This window comes from Bifidobacterium merycicum DSM 6492 (genome assembly GCF_900129045.1).
GTDB classification, from domain to species: domain Bacteria; phylum Actinomycetota; class Actinomycetes; order Actinomycetales; family Bifidobacteriaceae; genus Bifidobacterium; species Bifidobacterium merycicum.
The window spans coordinates 38,533-55,168 of record NZ_FQTX01000005.1; the positions used below are offsets into that span (position 1 = coordinate 38,533).

At 59.2% G+C, this 16,636-nt stretch carries 12 protein-coding genes and 1 pseudogene; 8 read left to right on the forward strand and 5 right to left on the reverse strand.

The features are described from left to right. The first annotated feature begins 239 nt into the window (after positions 1–239). The 6 genes from rpmH to rsmG all read left to right on the forward strand — a co-directional run bounded on the left by rpmH (position 240) and on the right by rsmG (position 3,468). On the forward strand, positions 240–374 hold the full coding sequence (gene rpmH, locus BUB29_RS07590) for a 50S ribosomal protein L34 (protein ID WP_003825298.1): 135 nt from the start codon (positions 240–242) through the stop codon (positions 372–374). Positions 375–398: 24 nt separating this feature from the next. Then, the gene (gene rnpA / locus BUB29_RS07595) at positions 399–761 is read left to right on the forward strand and encodes a ribonuclease P protein component (RefSeq protein ID WP_033522413.1); all 363 of its coding nucleotides are present in this window, start codon (positions 399–401) and stop codon (positions 759–761) included. Positions 762–763: 2 nt separating this feature from the next. Continuing rightward, positions 764–1,066, forward strand: a complete 303-nt coding sequence (gene yidD / locus BUB29_RS07600) for a membrane protein insertion efficiency factor YidD (RefSeq protein WP_073117619.1) — start codon at positions 764–766, stop codon at positions 1,064–1,066. An 11-nt stretch (positions 1,067–1,077) separates the two neighbouring features. After that, positions 1,078–2,094: a membrane protein insertase YidC gene (gene yidC / locus BUB29_RS07605; protein ID WP_033522415.1), complete on the forward strand. Its 1,017-nt coding sequence runs from the start codon at positions 1,078–1,080 to the stop codon at positions 2,092–2,094. Positions 2,095–2,211: 117 nt separating this feature from the next. Next, complete coding sequence (locus tag BUB29_RS07610; RefSeq protein WP_033522417.1) at positions 2,212–2,724, forward strand: Jag family protein; 513 nt, start codon at positions 2,212–2,214, stop codon at positions 2,722–2,724. Positions 2,725–2,799: 75 nt separating this feature from the next. Further along, on the forward strand, positions 2,800–3,468 hold the full coding sequence (gene rsmG / locus BUB29_RS07615) for a 16S rRNA (guanine(527)-N(7))-methyltransferase RsmG (RefSeq protein ID WP_033522419.1): 669 nt from the start codon (positions 2,800–2,802) through the stop codon (positions 3,466–3,468). 799 nt (positions 3,469–4,267) lie between these two features. Here the strand turns inward: rsmG and trxB are convergent. Then, positions 4,268–5,206, reverse strand: a complete 939-nt coding sequence (gene trxB / locus BUB29_RS07620; protein WP_033522422.1) for a thioredoxin-disulfide reductase — start codon at positions 5,204–5,206, stop codon at positions 4,268–4,270. Between the two features lie 480 nt (positions 5,207–5,686). Between trxB and BUB29_RS07625 the strand changes: the two genes are divergently transcribed. Continuing rightward, on the forward strand, positions 5,687–6,652 hold the full coding sequence (locus tag BUB29_RS07625) for a ParA family protein (protein ID WP_033522424.1): 966 nt from the start codon (positions 5,687–5,689) through the stop codon (positions 6,650–6,652). 472 nt (positions 6,653–7,124) lie between these two features. Next, positions 7,125–8,009, forward strand: a pseudogene (locus BUB29_RS07630) (ParB/RepB/Spo0J family partition protein); the annotation flags it as partial. A gap of 233 nt (positions 8,010–8,242) precedes the next feature. Here BUB29_RS07630 and BUB29_RS07635 read toward each other — a convergent pair. The 4 genes from BUB29_RS07635 to BUB29_RS07650 all read right to left on the reverse strand — a co-directional run bounded on the left by BUB29_RS07635 (position 8,243) and on the right by BUB29_RS07650 (position 16,554). Next, positions 8,243–9,925, reverse strand: a complete 1,683-nt coding sequence (locus tag BUB29_RS07635; RefSeq protein ID WP_159046674.1) for a RecQ family ATP-dependent DNA helicase — start codon at positions 9,923–9,925, stop codon at positions 8,243–8,245. A 139-nt stretch (positions 9,926–10,064) separates the two neighbouring features. Beyond that, the gene (locus BUB29_RS07640) at positions 10,065–13,694 is read right to left on the reverse strand and encodes a murein biosynthesis integral membrane protein MurJ (RefSeq protein WP_051915214.1); all 3,630 of its coding nucleotides are present in this window, start codon (positions 13,692–13,694) and stop codon (positions 10,065–10,067) included. Beyond that, the gene (locus BUB29_RS07645) at positions 13,691–15,853 is read right to left on the reverse strand and encodes a DUF6049 family protein (protein ID WP_143155182.1); all 2,163 of its coding nucleotides are present in this window, start codon (positions 15,851–15,853) and stop codon (positions 13,691–13,693) included. The genes BUB29_RS07640 and BUB29_RS07645 overlap by 4 nt, the downstream gene beginning before the upstream one ends. Beyond that, positions 15,850–16,554: an NUDIX hydrolase gene (locus BUB29_RS07650; RefSeq protein WP_033522427.1), complete on the reverse strand. Its 705-nt coding sequence runs from the start codon at positions 16,552–16,554 to the stop codon at positions 15,850–15,852. The genes BUB29_RS07645 and BUB29_RS07650 overlap by 4 nt, the downstream gene beginning before the upstream one ends. Between the last annotated feature and the right edge of the window lie 82 nt (positions 16,555–16,636).

Below are 16,636 nucleotides of genomic sequence, written 5' to 3' on the forward strand. Positions count from 1 at the left end.
ATTACTGAATTGTGAATAACATAAATGTAATTTGTGGATAACTTTCGGCCCTTTTCCCTTGCAGTTGCAACGGTTTACGGCATGCGTGCGGGGGTGCTCGACGGCATGTCGACGGGATTTCCGCGCGTGCGGATATGACCGCTGAGTTGACGTTAGGGCAGGGGTGAGAGTAGTTTTATAGAGCTTGACTCACGTGAGAGCCGCGCGCAAGCGTGGCCGAAGAAACCTAGGAGCTAATTATGAAGAGGACCTTCCAGCCCAACAACCGTCGTCGTCACATGAAGCACGGCTTCCGTCTGCGCATGCGCACCCGTTCCGGCCGCGCCGTGATCAACCGTCGTCGCGCCAAGGGCCGCAAGAACCTGTCTGCCTGATTTGTCGCTGACGGCATCGTTACCGTGGAACGGTTGAAGAGCCACAGTGATTTCGTCGCCGTGCTGAAACGCCGCCGCAAGGTCTCGCGCCATGATTTCATCGTGCATTACGCTATGCGCGATGATGCCAAGGCGCATGGTGTTGTGACGCCGGGTGCGCGACGGATGGGGCTTGCCGTATCCAAAGCGGTCGGCAATGCCGTCACGCGTAATTCAGTTAAGCGTCGTTTTCGCGTTTTGGCTTCGCGATACGAGCATGCTTTGCCTGAGGGCATAGATGTGGTATTGCGTGCGAAGCCATCCGCAGCCAATGCCTCCTTCCAGTCATTGGAAGAACAGATGGCCACCGGATTCGAGATGGTGGCGTCGAAACTCGCCCGGGATTGACGATGAGCGTTGCCGGCGATGCGATTGTACGCATGATTCGTTGGTATCAGCGTCATTTTTCGGCGAAGCGCGCCGTTCCATGCTGTAAGTTCTATCCGAGTTGCTCCAACTATGCGATTCAGGCCGTACGGCGATTCGGTGCGTGCCGTGGGGGATTGTTGGCTGTTCTGCGTCTTTTGCGATGCCGACCGTGGAGTTATGGCGGCATCGATGATGTCCCGCAACGTTTTTCCGTTTTCTATCGTTTTCGGTGGTCAAAAGCCCACGAAGAACCTCGACTGACGCCGTTGTCGGCTGACGAGTAAGGATTCGAACGATGATTTATAATCAAGACCAGTTTTTACTGGACAGCGGCTTCTGGGGGTGGCTGTATAAGCTGCTGACCCCGGTCGAATGGCTGATGACCCAGATCATGGCCATTTTCCACAAGCTGCTGGTTTTGGTGGGCATGCACCCTGTTGGTATCTCATGGGTTTTGTCCATTATTTTCCTGGTGCTGGTGGTTCACGCCATTATCTTCCCGATGTACTACAAGCAGATGAAGTCGATGCGCAAACTTCAGGCATTGGCTCCGAAGATGCAGCGCATCAACAACAAGTACAAGGGCAAGAACGACCCGGCCAGCAAGGAAGCCATGAGCCGTGAGATGCAGAAGCTGTATCAGGATAATAAGGTGAATCCCGCCGGTTCCTGCCTGCCTATGCTGATTCAGGGCCCGGTGTTCATGTGCATGTTCTACACGCTGTCGGCCATTCCCTATATCGCACGTGGCAAGCGTGCCACTTTGGGTGCGTTCGACCAGGCCACGGCCGCCGAATTTACCAAGACCAAGGTCTTCGAGCTTGTCGGCGTCTCCGATACCTTCGGTACCGCGGATAACAGCGGCAAGATCGTCATCGGCGTCTTCGTGCTGCTGATGTGCGCCTGCCTGTTCTTCATGCAGCGTTTCCAGATGAAGCGCAACATGAACCACGACGCCGTCAACCAGCAGACCATGACCATGCAGAAGGTCATGATGTGGGGCTTCCCCGTCATGTACATCTTCTCCGGCATCGCCATGCCGTTCGCCGTGCTGGTGTACTGGCTGACCAACAACGTGTGCAACCTGCTGCGTACCTTGTGGCAGATCCGCAACTTCCCGACTCCGGGTTCCCCGGCCGCGAAGGAGAAGGAGGTGCGTGACCACAAACGCGAGAACGCGCGACGTGAACGTGCCGGCGAGCCTTCCCTTGAAGAGGAGGAGCTGCAGCGAGCCAAGGAGGAAGAGGAACGAAAGCTCACGCAAGGCTTCCAACGAGAGCAACCACAGCGCAAACGTAAAAAGAAGAAGTGATGATAAGGTCTGATGTTTCACATGAAACATCAGACCTTATTCTCACTCAGGGCTGTCGTTGAGCAATTCCGGCAGCTGGTTTAGACTGATATCTATACGCGCCGAAAAGGAGTATATATGGCACAGGATGACGAGAAGACCGTGGATCAGCTCAACGAGGAAGCTGACATCGCCGCCGATTATCTTGAAGAGCTTCTGGATATCGCCGACTACGAGGGCGATATCGAAATGGGTATCCGCAACGGCCGCCCGACGGTTCAGATCGTCGCCGATGACGATACCGACATCAAGCATCTCATCGGACGCAACGGCGAAGTGGTCGACGCCCTGCAGCAGCTGGCCAGGCTTGCGGTCCAGCAGAAGACCGGCGAGCGTTCCCGTCTCATCGTCGATGTCGACGGCTTCCTGAAGCGCAAGCGCCAGCGTCTGCACGATATCGCATTGGATGCGGTCGATGAGGTCAGGGAGACCGGCGAGCCGGTCGACCTGAAGCCGATGAATTCGTTCGAACGTAAGGTGGTTCACGATGTCGTCCGTGAGGAGGGACTGAAGTCCCGCTCCCACGGCGAGGAACCGAACCGCCATGTGACCATTTATCTCAAGGCCGCAGCGAACGAGGATGAAGAGTAAGTTTCACGTGGAACAGGGAGTCCATAGCGATATGGGCTCCCTGTTTTGTATGAGTAGGAAAGAGTGACAGAGCCGATGGCCGACGAACTGAACGGTTCCCCGATCCTCGCTGAGGTGTTGGGGGACGCATTACCCAAGCTGGAGATCTTCCATACGAAGTTGGAGCAGGAAGGCGAACCGCGTGGCCTGATCGGCCCGAGGGACGTTGATATCATCTGGGAACGCCATATCCTCAATTCCGCAGCCATCGTGCCGTTCATCCGTGAGGTGACGGACGGCAAGCAGTTCAAGACCGTTGCCGACGTCGGCAGCGGCGGCGGATTCCCCGGCATCGTCGCGGCGGCATGTTTGCCGGATCATGAGTTCACGCTGATCGAGCCGATGGAGCGCCGTGTCGAGTGGCTGGGCGAGTGCGTCGAGGAAATGGGTTTGGAAAACGTGACGATTATGCGTGCGCGTTCCGAAGAGGTGATTACGGCGTTGCGTCAGGATCGTAGCATGCATCCGTATGCTGCGGTCACGTGCAGGGCCGTGGCGCCGATGACGAAGCTTGCCGGATGGACGTTGCCGCTATTGAAGCCGCAGGGCCGTCTGGTGGCGTTGAAGGGGCGTTCCGCGCAGGCTGAGATCGACAAGGCCTCCAAGATGATCGCCAAGTTCAAGGGTGTGCGTCCGCGCGTTGTCGAGGCACCGGTCGGGCCGGGGCTGGAATCCACCCATGTGGTGCTGGTGGATAAGAAGTAGACCGACTTGCGTTCTTTTCTTGGCTAGGTGAACGGCGTTCCCGCGCATGTGTGCGGGAACGCCGTTTTTGTTTTGCTCGTTGGAGGTGCGGGCGGGCTGGGGGTTGGCAGGGGCGTTTGGGCTGGTGCTGATGCTTAGGGCGGATCGGCGCGGATTGGTGTGGGGCAGCATGGATCAGCGTGATGCTTGTCGCGGGATGAGTGAACTGTGCTGTGGATTCCTATGAAGTGATGAATGAAAGATTGTGGGGGTGCTTGAGGGAGAGCTTCGGATCGGGAGTGTGATGGTGGGTTGCTCGAAGGTGAGGGCGCATGCATGCACACGAATCGGGGGAGTGGAGGGAACCGTGAAACAGGGGATCGGGCATCGATATGGAGAGCGTTGATCCTACGGCGTGATCGGGATGTGGACGGATGGGTTGGTTGTGTTTCAGGTATCCACATATATGGGGGATTGACGAGTCATGACATGCACATGTAGTGCCCAACCGCATCATGCGTTTAGGAACCGATGAAAACGAGTTATCCACATTTTGGAGTACCCCCAAAAAGTTATCCACAGGTTTTTCCTAGGGTGTTGATAAACGCGAGAGGGCTTGATTTCCAAGGGTTTTACGCCCATACACCGGCAGGTTATCCACAGCAACCGCCTGATTTATCCACACTTATCCACAATTTGCCTCTTTTATCCACATTTCTTAATTCTGTGCACGCGATTAGGTCGAATAGAACGAGCCGTGATCCCTTTGCATGACTCAAAGGAACCACGGCTCAAGCTATGGATAGCGCTAACAGCCTAATCAATCCGTCAGATTCGCAAGATACGCCTGCGCATCGAGTGCGGCACGGCAACCCATGCCGGCAGCTGAAATTGCCTGGCGATACACACTGTCAACGCAATCGCCTGCGGCGAATACGCCGGGGACATTCGTTCGGGTGCTTGCCCCATCGACCGTGATGTACCCGGCCTCATCACGTGACACCAGCCCGTCGACGAATGCTGTGGCCGGCGTATGCCCGATGGCCACGAACACACCGTTCGCCTCGACCTGGCGAACCGCACCGGTATTCACGTCGCGCACGGACAGGGACTGCACGCCCTGATCGTCGCCGTGGATCTCGTCCACCACGGCGTTCGTCAGGAAGTTGATCTTCTCGTTGCCTTTCGCACGATCGACCATGATCTTGGATGCACGGAACTCATCGCGGCGGTGGATAATCGTGACCGAGGAACCGAAACGAGATAGGAATCCGGCCTCCTCGAAGGCGCTGTCCCCGCCGCCGACCACCACAATCGGCTTACCGCGGAAGAAGAAGCCGTCGCATGTCGCACAATACGACACACCACGGCCGGAGAACTCCGCTTCGCCAGGGATGCCGAGCTTTCTGTAGCTTGACCCGGTGGCGATGATGACCGTCTTTGCTTCAAACGTTTGACCCTGATTCGTGGTGACGGTGAAAAGTGAATCCTGCTGTTCCACAGTGGCAACGTCATCCTGCAGGAATTCCGCACCGAAACGTTCCGCCTGACGTTTCATGTTGTCCATGAGGTCGGGGCCGAGAACGCCGTCCGGGAAGCCGGGGAAGTTCTCCACCTCGGTGGTGTTGATGAGCTGGCCGCCTGGAGTCAGTGCTCCTGCGATGACCAAGGGGGAGTGTCCGGCGCGGCCGAGATAGATGGCCGCGGTGTACCCGGCGGGACCGGATCCGATGATGATTGCGTCTCGTAATTGTGCCATGGTTCAACGATACGGGGATTGCCGCGTAAGCCATGCCGTATCGGCTCTGAGCGAAGCGTTTTCGTTATAGGAAGTTGCGATAAAGCGTCTTTACTTGCATTGATAGGGGGTTGCGCAGGGCCTCTTGTTTCATGTGAAACATGCAGATTGTGGAGCGGGGGGAGTATGTTTCATGTGAAACAATGTTGTGAAATAGGGGGTTGCGCAGGGCCAGGCGAGCCTATAACCGGACTACTGATTTTGGCGGTAATCCACAATTGTGCGGATAACTTATCCACAGTTATCCACATTCTTGAAATCGTGTGGAAAGCGCGAAAAAACAAGGGCTAATCACGGATCGTCATTTTGGGTTATCCACAAAAATCCACGAGTTTTCCACAGTTTCCCACATTGTTATCCACAGAACGGGAAAACAGTGGTTTCTGTCCATACAAACGGCAAAACTAGATACAGATTCAAGCATCAAGGAGTTAGTTTTTCATGGCAGATCAGGATATGCCGATTGAATCCGCCGAAGATACCATCAAGCGTATCTTCTCGACAGGCGATTCGACAGTAGGTGCGGAAATCACGCATGAATTCAATCGCTATTCCCGGTTGCAGGAAGTGACATTCCCCAAGCCCGCCCGTACGCGCCTCATCGCCGTGGCCAACCAGAAGGGAGGGGTCGGCAAGACTACTTCCACGGTCAATATCGCCGCGGCCCTCGCTAAGAACGGTGCTCGGGTATTGGTTATCGACATGGATCCTCAGGGAAACTGTTCGACGGCCCTTGGCGTCCGTCACGAATCCGGCGAACCGTCCGTATACGACGTCCTCGAAGGACGTATGTCCATCGCTGAAGTGAAGCGCCCGTGCCCCGATTTCGAGACCCTCGACGTCGTCCCCGCTTCCATCGACCTGAGCGGCGCCGAACTTGAGGTCGCGCAGTTCGAGAACCGCAACAACCTGCTGAACGAAGCCGTGCAGCAGTTCCTGCGGGGAAGCAACGAGCACTTCGACTACGTGTTCATCGACTGCCCGCCGAGCCTCGGCCTGTTGGTCATCAACGCCATGTGCGCCGCACGCGAGATGCTCATCCCGATTCAGGCTGAGTATTACGCGCTTGAAGGTCTCGGCCAGCTCATCAACACTATCGGCCTCGTCCAGGAGCATTTCAACCCGATCCTCACGGTGTCGACCATGATGGTGACCATGTTCGACAAGCGCACCCTGCTGAGCCGCGAGGTGTACAACGAGGTCAAGAGCCACTACCCGTCGATTGTGCTGGATACCACTATTCCGAGGACGGTGAAGATTTCCGAAGCTCCGAGCTTCAACAAGAGCGTCATCTCCTACGATCCGCGAGGCATGGGTGCCATCGCGTATTGCGAAGCCGCGTTGGAGATCGCGCGTCGTTCCCCTGTTGTGTTGGACGCCATCGCGTCGAGAATGAAGGAGGCCTGATATGGCATCGAAATCCCGTCTCGGGAAGGGCCTCGGCGCGTTGTTCCCCGCGCTTCCAGGTGAAGACCACGAACAACATACCGATTCTCATGAAACCAAAGAGAAGAAGTCCGTTGTTGAGACGAATGTAAAGGTAAAGACCGCTGGTAACACGGCGTCCGTTGCTGTCACGTCTGCAGCGAAGCCTGCTGCCGAGCCGAAGGCAAGGCGTGAAGAGGCGGCCTCGGTGAAACTGGCTGCCGGCGCGACCGCCGAAGCCAAGCCGTCCTCGCAGCAGAAAGGCAAGGGGGCCGCGCATGCCGGCATCTCGAAGACGCGCATCGCCATGCCCGGCATCGACGACATCGCACACCCCAGCGATATGTTCTTCGACGACACCGTTTCCCTGCAACCCAAGCGTGCTGTTTCACGTGAAACACAGCAGGAACAGCAGAAGAATGACAAGGAAGCCAAGGAGAAGACCAACCAGTCTAGGTTGAAGCCGGTGGAAGGTGGCTATCTTGCCGATCTTAACCTTGATGAGATCGGCCCGAACGCGCATCAGCCGCGTACCATCTTCGACGAGAACGATCTGAACGAACTCGCCCTGTCCATCAAGGAAGTCGGCATCCTGCAGCCCATCGTGGTGCGCAAGCGCCCTGCCGAACAGATCGAGGCGGCGCGTAAGGCCCAGGCCGGCACCAAGCCGACGAACCGTTTCGACGGCCGCATGGACAGCCCGTACGAGCTCATCATGGGCGAACGCCGTTGGCGCGCCTCGCAGCTTGCCGGACTGACCACCATCTCCGCCATCGTCAAGACGACCGCCGACGATGACATGCTGCGTGACGCCCTGCTGGAGAACCTCCACCGCGTCGCCCTGAACCCGCTGGAAGAGGCCGCCGCCTACCAGCAGATGGTCGACGAATTCGGCCTGACCCAGGCGCAGCTGTCCAAGTCGGTGTCGAAGTCCCGTCCGCAGATCGCGAACACGCTTCGCCTGCTGAACCTGCCGACTTCGGTGCAGAAGAAGGTCGCCGCGGGTATCCTTTCGGCCGGTCACGCGCGTGCGCTGCTCGGCCTGAGCGATGAGGATGAGATGGATAAGCTCGCGAACCGCATCATCTCCGAAGGGCTTTCGGTGCGCAGCACCGAGGAGATTGTCGCGATGGCGAACCTCAATTCCACGAAGCCAAAGAAGACGCGAGCACGCAGGGGAGACCCGTGGGCGAATTCCCCCATCCGTTCCAACCTCGAGCACCGCTTCGACACCAAGGTTGCCATCAAGGGCACACCCAAGCATGGCCATATCGAGATCGTGTTCTCCTCGCCGGAGGACATGGATCGCATCCTCAACCTGCTGATGCCCGGTCAGGGGCAGCAGGGCGAGCAGACCCCGCAAGGCGGCCAGAATAAGCCGGCCAAGCAGGATGAGCAGGAGAAGAAGGCCGACGATAAGGCGTGACGGCCGCTGATCCGCAAGAGAATCCTTGCGGGCCGCGCTGACGGCGCTGAGACGCCGTTCTTGCGACGTCAGGCCGATTTGAGGGGCATGGCCCGGTATTGTTCCGGGCCACGCCCCTCGCGCCGTATAAGGGGCGGAAGATGCCCTCAGTCATCCTCCACGTCGGCAGGCAGCACCATCCCGTGCGGGCCATGCGTCAACGTGCCGTCATCCAGCAGTTGCCGTATCGCGGCGCGGATGACGGCGCCGCTCGTATCAGGCAGCGACCCATACCCAGCAACCGCATCCAAACCACAATCCGTCACCGCGGCGCTGTGCGACCCGTGCAGCGCGTTGACGATCCTGGCCGCGCTGTACCCGGTGCTTTGCGCATCATGGATATTGCGGATGAACGCCAGCGCCGCGTCGACGGTGGCCTTGTCGGCGGTATCGGAGATGTCTGCGGTATCGGAGATGTTGGCGGTATTCCAATCATCCGCATACCCATAGGTGGATACCGCACCAAACGACGAAATACCTTTACTTTTCCTATAGGCACGCTTCGCGCCTGCCCCACGATGCAGTGAGGAACGCCCGGTGCAGGAATCACACGTCCCGCAACGCTTCTCCAACGGCTCCTCACCGAAATAACGAAGCATATACGCCCTCAGACAGCCCGAAGTCGTGCAATACCCCTCCATGGCACTGCACCGCTCCAACGCGGCTTTACGGGCCTTTTCGCGGTCTTGTTGAGCATCCAGCGCAGACCCGGCGGACTCCTCTATGCATTGCCTGCGAAACTCGAACTCATGCCGTCCCCACAGCAGAAGGCAGCTGGCCGGTTTGCCGTCGCGTCCGGCACGCCCAGCCTCCTGGTAGTACTCCTCAAGACTGCTCGGCAGCCCATCGTTGATCACCCAACGCACGTCCGGCTTATCCACGCCCATGCCGAAGGCCGTGGTCGCCACGATTACGTCAAGCGAGCCGTCGAGAAACGCGTTCTGCACGTCGATTTTGAGCCGTTCATCCATCCTGGCGTGGAAATGTTCCGCATTGATGCCCGCGGTTTTCAGCACTTCGGCCAATTCCTCGGTGCGGGCGCGGGACGTGCAGTAGACGATACCGCTTTCACCGCGATGCGAGAGGGCATAGGTGGTGATGATATCGTCGCGCTCGGTTTTGGAATGAACCTCCCTGCGCCCGAAATACAGGTTCGGACGGTCGAAACTCGTCATGACCCGAAGCGGGTCATGCAACCGCAGATTACGCACGATGCCGTCGCGTACGTCGGGCGTGGCCGATGCGGTGAACGCGGCGACGACCGGGCGTTCGGGAAGTCGATCCACGAACGAGGCGATGCCGAGATAATCCGGGCGGAAATCCTGCCCCCACTGGAATACGCAATGCGCCTCATCCACAGCCAGCAGACGGATCCTGACCGATTGCGCGAAGCGGAGAAAACCCTGCGTGGACAGGCGTTCCGGAGCGACATACAGCAGGCGGATACGCCCTTCACGCGCCGCCGTGTAGATTTCTCGACGCCCATCCTCCGTGGTTTCCGAGTAGATGAACGCGGCGGGAATACCATGCCCGGTCAAATGGGCCACCTGATCGCGCATCAACGCACGCAACGGCGTGATGACCAGCACCAGCGCGGGAACGCCGTTCCTGCCCGGTGCACAGGCCGGAATCTGATAGCACAGCGATTTGCCCGCACCCGTCGGCATCACGGCAAGCACATCACGATGCCCCAGAATCGCCGTGATGACATCCAACTGCCTGCCACGGAACGAATCGTACCCATAACGCTGCTTCAACGTGCGTAACGCCCATGCGGTGATGTCTGCCATACGCATGTGTCTACCGCAGACGGTGGTCAGCGTACCGCCGTTCCTCGGATCGAACAACGGTGTTGGAAATACGAGAAGCGCGGGATCGGTGTTCCGAATCCCGCGCTTCCTTAACTTCTTACAGGCTTACCTGTCGACCTCACTTGAAGAACAGGTCGGTGACGTCGATGTAATCGTATTCGGCTTCACCCGAGGCCTTATTCGACGACTGCGACGACGAATCACCGTTTCCGGAGTTCCCGTTCTCGTCACCGAACGGCACGTTGTCGATATTGCTGTCCGACCATTCGTTCGACGTGTCCGGATTATTCGATTTGCTATTGAGATGCACGGCGCCCAACGCGATGCCGAGCGCGACCAGCACGACCACCGCCGCGGCCACGACCACCACGGTGGCGGTCGTGTACTTGCCGAACAGACGGGTATCGGCGAGATCGTCGTTCGCTTCCTCCACATCCTCATTCGTCTGGCCCTGAGGGGCGAAGCTCGGCGGCTGCTGCATGGGCATGCCCGACGCGGGCCGCGCGGGGATGGACGCAGGATACGAGGCTGGGGCAGGTGCGGCGGCGGGCGTGAACGCCGGAGCCGCGGCGGCCTGCGCGGGCCGGTCGATATCGTTGCGCACGTCGTTGACGCGAATCGTCTGTGTCGGATAGTTGGCATCGTCGAGCACCGGGATCTGGGTTGTCATATCGAAGCCGTTGGTGCCGACGGAAGTCATGGAATCAGAGGAGAACGCGAACCCTTCGAACAGGTCGGCATCGCTATATTCCTTGGCGTCCCGCTTGATGGAACGGTTCAGACGGTTCTTGATCGCCTCTTCGCTTTCCTGCCCCTTGTGCAGGACTGTGGAAAGCGTCTTCTCGGTGGAATTGGCGAGCTTGGAAAGATTCGCCTCGCCCTTCCTCAGCAGCTCCTGCTCACTGGACGTGGAACTCGCCACGCGAGGCTGAGGCATATGCTCGATGGTTAGCTCGCGAAGCTTCTCCGTGGTGATGACGGAGGAAGGAATTTCAACCAGTTCCTGATCGTCGATGGGGCACAGCTCGGCGGTGACGATGGAACCCTCACCGGCGGTGCTCGGCAGGACAATATCCTGCGTGGGCAGCTTCTCCAACGGTGTCCAGTCGCCAAGCAACGCGGTCAGCTCGCTCAACGACACCATCGGCACCGTGCGATGCGAACCGTCATCGATCGCAAGGCCACGAATGATGATCATGCGGAATTCGCTGGGGACGCTATCGTCCAGCTTCCTCAGGTCGTAAACCATGTCCTTGGAGGACGGTGTCTTGGTGATCAGGGCGTACAGAAGAGCCGCCAGCTGACGGATGACCAGCTGATCGCCTTGCATGCCGGTCCGGGCCTGGGTGGGCTCCTCAAGCATGGATGCGATGGCCGTATCGGCGATTTCCAGTCCGTTGGTGGAAATGCGCAGCGTGGATGTGGTGAGTCGGGGATTCGTCAGTCGGCTGGCAAGGTTCGCCGCGCTGCCGATGATGGAACGGATCGCCTCGGTGCCCAACACGTTTTTCGACTGGCCTTGCAGATAATCGGTGAGCGACAGGCCTGATTCGATATCGGTGATCAGTACGGCGGCTTCGCCGGCCCTGCGGAACTGCACGACGGGGGTGAACCCCTTCACGCGTCCCAACGTGGATGCGGCGACGGCCACGTTGCCCAAATGCTGGGCCGCGGTGAGGATGAACACCTGGCAGTCGCGTGCCAGGACGCGGTCGTTGGCTTTCCAAGCCTGAACGCCTGGTTCGTCGCGCAACAATGCAATCAGCGTATAGCGATTGAACAGGGTGTCTCCCAGCTGAGGCTTGGTCATGTTCTCGACTCCGATTTGCGCAGATGATTGCAACGCCGAATGCGTTGACGCTGGTGTCATTCTAGCTGTGGGACTGGTCGAAACCGCAGCGGTCTCAACAGCGGTTTGTGATGTTTTCGTAGGAGAAAGCGCGGACTGGTTTCCGCCGTCGCCGGCGGATGCGGTGATGGGCGGTTCCGCAGGCGCTTCGGCAGGTGCCGCGCCCGCAGTGTTCTCCGCTTCGCCACTCGGCAGGGAGTCCCCCTCCATACCCTTGTTAAGGGCATCCTGGGATTCGTCCGCTGCCGGGGCCTTGTGCGTGAGCCGGTTCTTCACATTGTTGACGATGACGACGAATTCCTGGCAGCGCATCGCGATCAGCATACCGGCATACGTCACCGCCATCAGCACGGCCATGATTGCGCAGAACGCGACCGCCTGGAACCAGTTCATGCCGACGTTGTAGTTGGTCAGGCTGGCGTGCAGCAAGGACAGGATCGGCACCGTGAACAGCAGTCCGACGAAGATGGCGACGAGTGCCGCGGCAAAGGCCTTGCCATAGGTGACGGCGATGCGATGACCATCCAGATTCCCCTCGAACCGGTGCCGCAGCATGATCACCAGCATGGGGAAACTGAAGGCATAGCCCACGGTGACGGCGAGACCGACGCATGTGGTCCAATACTGCGGGGGGAGCACATGCATGCAGGTGATGGAGAAGGCGACCTGGATCGCGTTCATGACGACTTGGAACAGGAACGGCCTCATGCCGTCCTCGAACGCGTAGAACGTGCGTTGTATCAGCAGATACGCGCTGACCAGAGGCAATCCGATGGCGAGCATTATCATGGGGCCTGCGATAAGCCGAGCCTCATGCAGGCCCACGCTCGGCAGCAGCGCGATGATGATCGTCGTGGGCATGACCACATACACCGCGGTGAAGAACATCATCAGGATGCCGATATTGCGCAGCGTCTCGCTTAGGGCATTGCGTGCCTTGCCGAGATCGTCGGCGGCCACGGCCCGCGAGATCTTCGGGAAAATCGCGGTGGAGATGGATACCGCGATGAGCGAATACGGCAGGATATACAGCGTGAAGGCGTTCTGATACGAGCCGTTGCCCGCGATGCCATACAGGTCGTTGCCGGCGAACGGGGCGCCGTTGGTGATGCGCGTGTTGATGATATTGGCCAATTCCTGCACGCCTGTGACGCCAAGACTCCACGCGGCCACAGGTCCCATGGACCTCAGTCCGATGCCGCGCAGACCCCACTGCGGCTTGTATTTGAAGCCCATGCGGATCAGCGGGATGAACAGCACCAACGCTTGGAAGGCCACGCCCAGCGTCCATGTGCCCGCGGAAAGCATGACCTTGTCGGTGGTCCAGAACTCCATCGGTTCATGGCTGGCACGGCCGAACAGCACAAGGAACGTGACGAAACCCGTGCAGCTGATGAGATTCGCGCCGACCGAACTCCACGCGTAGGCGCCGAAATTATCCTTGGCCGCAAGCAGCTGGCCCAGCACGGTATACAGGCCGTAGAAGAAGATCTGCGGCATGCACCACAGGGTGAAGGAATTCACCAGTGCACGCTGCGCGGGACCCCAACTGGAATCCAGGTACAGCATGGTGAGCAGCGGCGTGGCCGCCATCATCAGCAGCGTCATGGCCAGCAGCAGCGTGATGGACACCGTGATGAGCTTGTTGAGTCGTTCCTGCGCGTCCTTCGCCTTCAAGGTGCGGACGATCTGCGGCACCAGCACGGCGTTGAAGATGCCGCCGGAGATGACGGTGAACAGCACCTGCGGGATCATCGCGCCGGTCTGGTAGGCGTTCGCCGCGACGCCGGTGGTGCCCAGGCAGGCGGCGAGCAGAATGGTGCGGACTTGGCCCGTGACGCGCGAGACCAGCGTCCCGGAAGCCATGATGAGTGAATTACGGCCTACATTCGAACTCATTCGTCAGGATCCTTCTTCCGGTGGAACTGCCGCCAGAGGCCCAGAAGTCCAAGGGCCACCGCCGCGCCGATGATGATGAAGCCAGTCATGTCGCTGATTTTCAGAATGCAGGAGATCGCCGTCTGCTGAGGCTGCCCGAAGGCGATGCCGGATCGATCCTCCAAGGTGATGGTCGCGGTCGCCGAACTTGACGTCGCGGCACGCAGCCGGAAGGTCGCCTGTGCCTCGGAATGGGCCGGAACCGTGATCGAGGTGCGTCTTGACGTGGCGATTTCGGACGAATCGGTGATCGAGGAGATGTTCACCTTGACGGAGAACGGCGTGCCGTTGCTCACGGTCACCGGCATGGTGGCCGTTTCCGACACCATGGTGATGGTTTCGGACGGGGCGAGGGAAATGCTGTTGAGCAGATTGTTCGAAAGCTGTTGCGAGGCGGAAACCATGGCGGCGGATGATGCTGTGTCGGAACCGTCCGAAGAGAAGGCGTGCAACGCCATGGTGCTTTGCGCGGTGAGGATGCGGTCGATCCACGCCTGCCGTGCTTCGTCGGAACCGCCGGTCATGATGCCGTCACGGAACCGTACGATGGCGGACCTGCTCGCCGTAAGCGTGGTGATGGTGGCGTCCAAAGCCGCGGTTTTGCTCTTGCTGATGCCACTTTCGGTCGGCGCATGGCTGGTTGTCTCATCGTCCGAGGTTTGCGGAGTCGCTTTGGCCAGCGTCGCCAGATCGGTGGTTTCCAGCCAGTTGGAGGATTCGACCGCACTCATGAAGGAATCCAAGGTGGAGGCGCTGGCGTTGAACCCGAAATTGACGAGCAGATTGCGTTCCGTATACGGCTGTTCCATCTGGTAGAACGCGCTTTGCGCGACGAATCGGGCCAGTCGGCCGGCCTCGCTGGATTCGGCGCGCGCCTTGCGGCTGGTCGCGGTTCCCTGGGCGAGCTTGCTCAACTCACGCTGTTCCACCAGAACGGTGACATCCCCCGCATCGGTGGAAACCACACTGGTTCCGGTGCGTACGGTATCGCTGTCATCGGATTCGAAATCCGCGGTGGAGATGACCGTGATATACCCCTGGCTGCGCGCCTCGGTGAGAGCCTGCGCCGTCCAGTGCCCTTTGCCCTGCCATGCGATGGTGGAAGCCTTGGCCTTGCTGTTTCCGATGGCGTTGCGGTATCGCGCTACCGCGGCATCGGTGTTCCACATGCCGCTTCCCACGCCGGCGTTCTCATAGCTCTGCGCGTCGTTGCGTGCCGCATAGGAGGTGATGTCGAAGGCCGCGGGCTGCATGAGCGCGGACACCCTTGGGGGCATGCTCAGCGCGTCGAGATACGTGGGATCGGCGACGGTCTGCAAAGCGGAATGCTTGGTCAGCACGTCGTTGAGGGAACGGTCGAAGCGTGTGTGGCCCGCCGACAACATCACCGCTTCGGAACCGTCCTTGCCGCCGGTTTTGGCCGTATTTGCGCCGCCTGCGGTGCCCTTGATGGTATCGGATGTCGTTTCGACGCGCTCTTTCACCATGGAGGTCAACGTGTCGTTCGACGTCTGCCAATGACCGGACGCCAGCGGTGCCACCATCGTGATGCGCATGGCCGGTGTCTGGATGGTGTTGAGGCCGGCCGCGGAACGCGTCAGGAAGCTGTGCAGGACCACATCCTCGTCATCATGCGAGTAGTCGGCGAGAAGCGGCTTGGGACCCCATGCGATGATGCTTTTGAGCGCATCGTTGTCGGCTTTTGCGTCGATGCCGACTGTCGTGCTCTGCCCCGGTGAGAGTGGTTGGACCTGCACGGTGCCGATTTCGTTCGGTGTGGGGATCATGTTTTGCGCCTGTGCCCACTCCTGCATATCGGTGCGTGACGTGAACGTATAGCCCGAATTGACGGTCAACGACAACCGGCCGGCGTTCCATTGCCGGTCACTGGTATTCGTGATCGTGGCCTTGAGATGATATCCGGACGTATCCGTGACGACCGCCGTCGCCTCGGATAAGGAGAGCACCTGCCCGTGCTTGTCGTTCTCGGATGTCGTGGTCTGCGATCCCGCCGCGACGGCCTGCGGCTGCACGCAGGCCAAACCGCAGGTGACGAACAGAATCGCGCTGAGTATACCGATGATGCTGCGTCGCAGCACACTGGGGGCGCTTTGCCTCACGCTTCCGCCTGCCTATTCATTTTTTTGGCATAAAGCCACACGATTTTACGTTCATTAGGATAGCTGAGCACATCGTCCAGATCCTTGAAATCCACCCAGATGGCATCCTCCGCCTCATGATCCGGATCGCCTTCCACGGTGAGAGTGCCGCCTACTTGACGCAATGCGAAATGATGCACCAGCTTGTGTACACGCTGTGAGGTTCCGGTGAACCAATAGTCGATGGTGGCGATGGAATCGACCACCTCGCCCAGAATGCCGGTTTCTTCGTGCACTTCACGCACGGCGGTCTGCTGAGGGGTTTCACCCTTCTCGATATGCCCCTTCGGCAGGCACCATTCCAGATGGCCGCTGCGCGAATGTCTGGCGATGATCGCCACACGTCCCTTGGCGTCGAACACCAAACCGCCAGCCGAGTATTCGCGTACGACCGGAAGCTCCTGGGCGTCGAGGGACGCGAAGGTCGTCGGGCCGTCCGTGGTGCGTTTCTGCGGCATGTTGGCCGGCGTGGGGCCCGACTGCGTGTGTGTCGAGCTGACGGTCGAGATCGAAGTGAACGCGAGCCTGGTGTCCGTTTCGTCGATCGGCGCGGACTCGGAGGTCCACAGTGGACGCTCCTCGTCGGGATAGTTTTGGGCATGGTTGACCGCGGCATCGTCGGCATGCTGAAGCATGCGCGCTAGGTCCGCGGGAGTAATCATGTTTCCTACCTTACTCAAACCCGTGTGGATATAGGGTAACGGTTATGCTTGTTGGCAGTAAAAAAAGACAAGATGGGAAAGG

Excerpts from the sequence above, each read along its gene's own strand:
- yidC (WP_033522415.1), top strand. The coding sequence starts at position 1,078 with ATGATTTATAATCAAGACCAGTTTTTACTGGACAGCGGCTTCTGGGGG.
- BUB29_RS07640 (WP_051915214.1), bottom strand. The coding sequence starts at position 13,694 with ATGAGTTCGAATGTAGGCCGTAATTCACTCATCATGGCTTCCGGGACG.
- yidD (WP_073117619.1), top strand. The coding sequence starts at position 764 with ATGAGCGTTGCCGGCGATGCGATTGTACGCATGATTCGTTGGTATCAG.
- rsmG (WP_033522419.1), top strand. The coding sequence starts at position 2,800 with ATGGCCGACGAACTGAACGGTTCCCCGATCCTCGCTGAGGTGTTGGGG.
- BUB29_RS07625 (WP_033522424.1), top strand. The coding sequence starts at position 5,687 with ATGGCAGATCAGGATATGCCGATTGAATCCGCCGAAGATACCATCAAG.
- trxB (WP_033522422.1), bottom strand. The coding sequence starts at position 5,206 with ATGGCACAATTACGAGACGCAATCATCATCGGATCCGGTCCCGCCGGG.
- BUB29_RS07635 (WP_159046674.1), bottom strand. The coding sequence starts at position 9,925 with ATGGCAGACATCACCGCATGGGCGTTACGCACGTTGAAGCAGCGTTAT.
- rpmH (WP_003825298.1), top strand. The coding sequence starts at position 240 with ATGAAGAGGACCTTCCAGCCCAACAACCGTCGTCGTCACATGAAGCAC.
- BUB29_RS07610 (WP_033522417.1), top strand. The coding sequence starts at position 2,212 with ATGGCACAGGATGACGAGAAGACCGTGGATCAGCTCAACGAGGAAGCT.
- BUB29_RS07650 (WP_033522427.1), bottom strand. The coding sequence starts at position 16,554 with ATGATTACTCCCGCGGACCTAGCGCGCATGCTTCAGCATGCCGACGAT.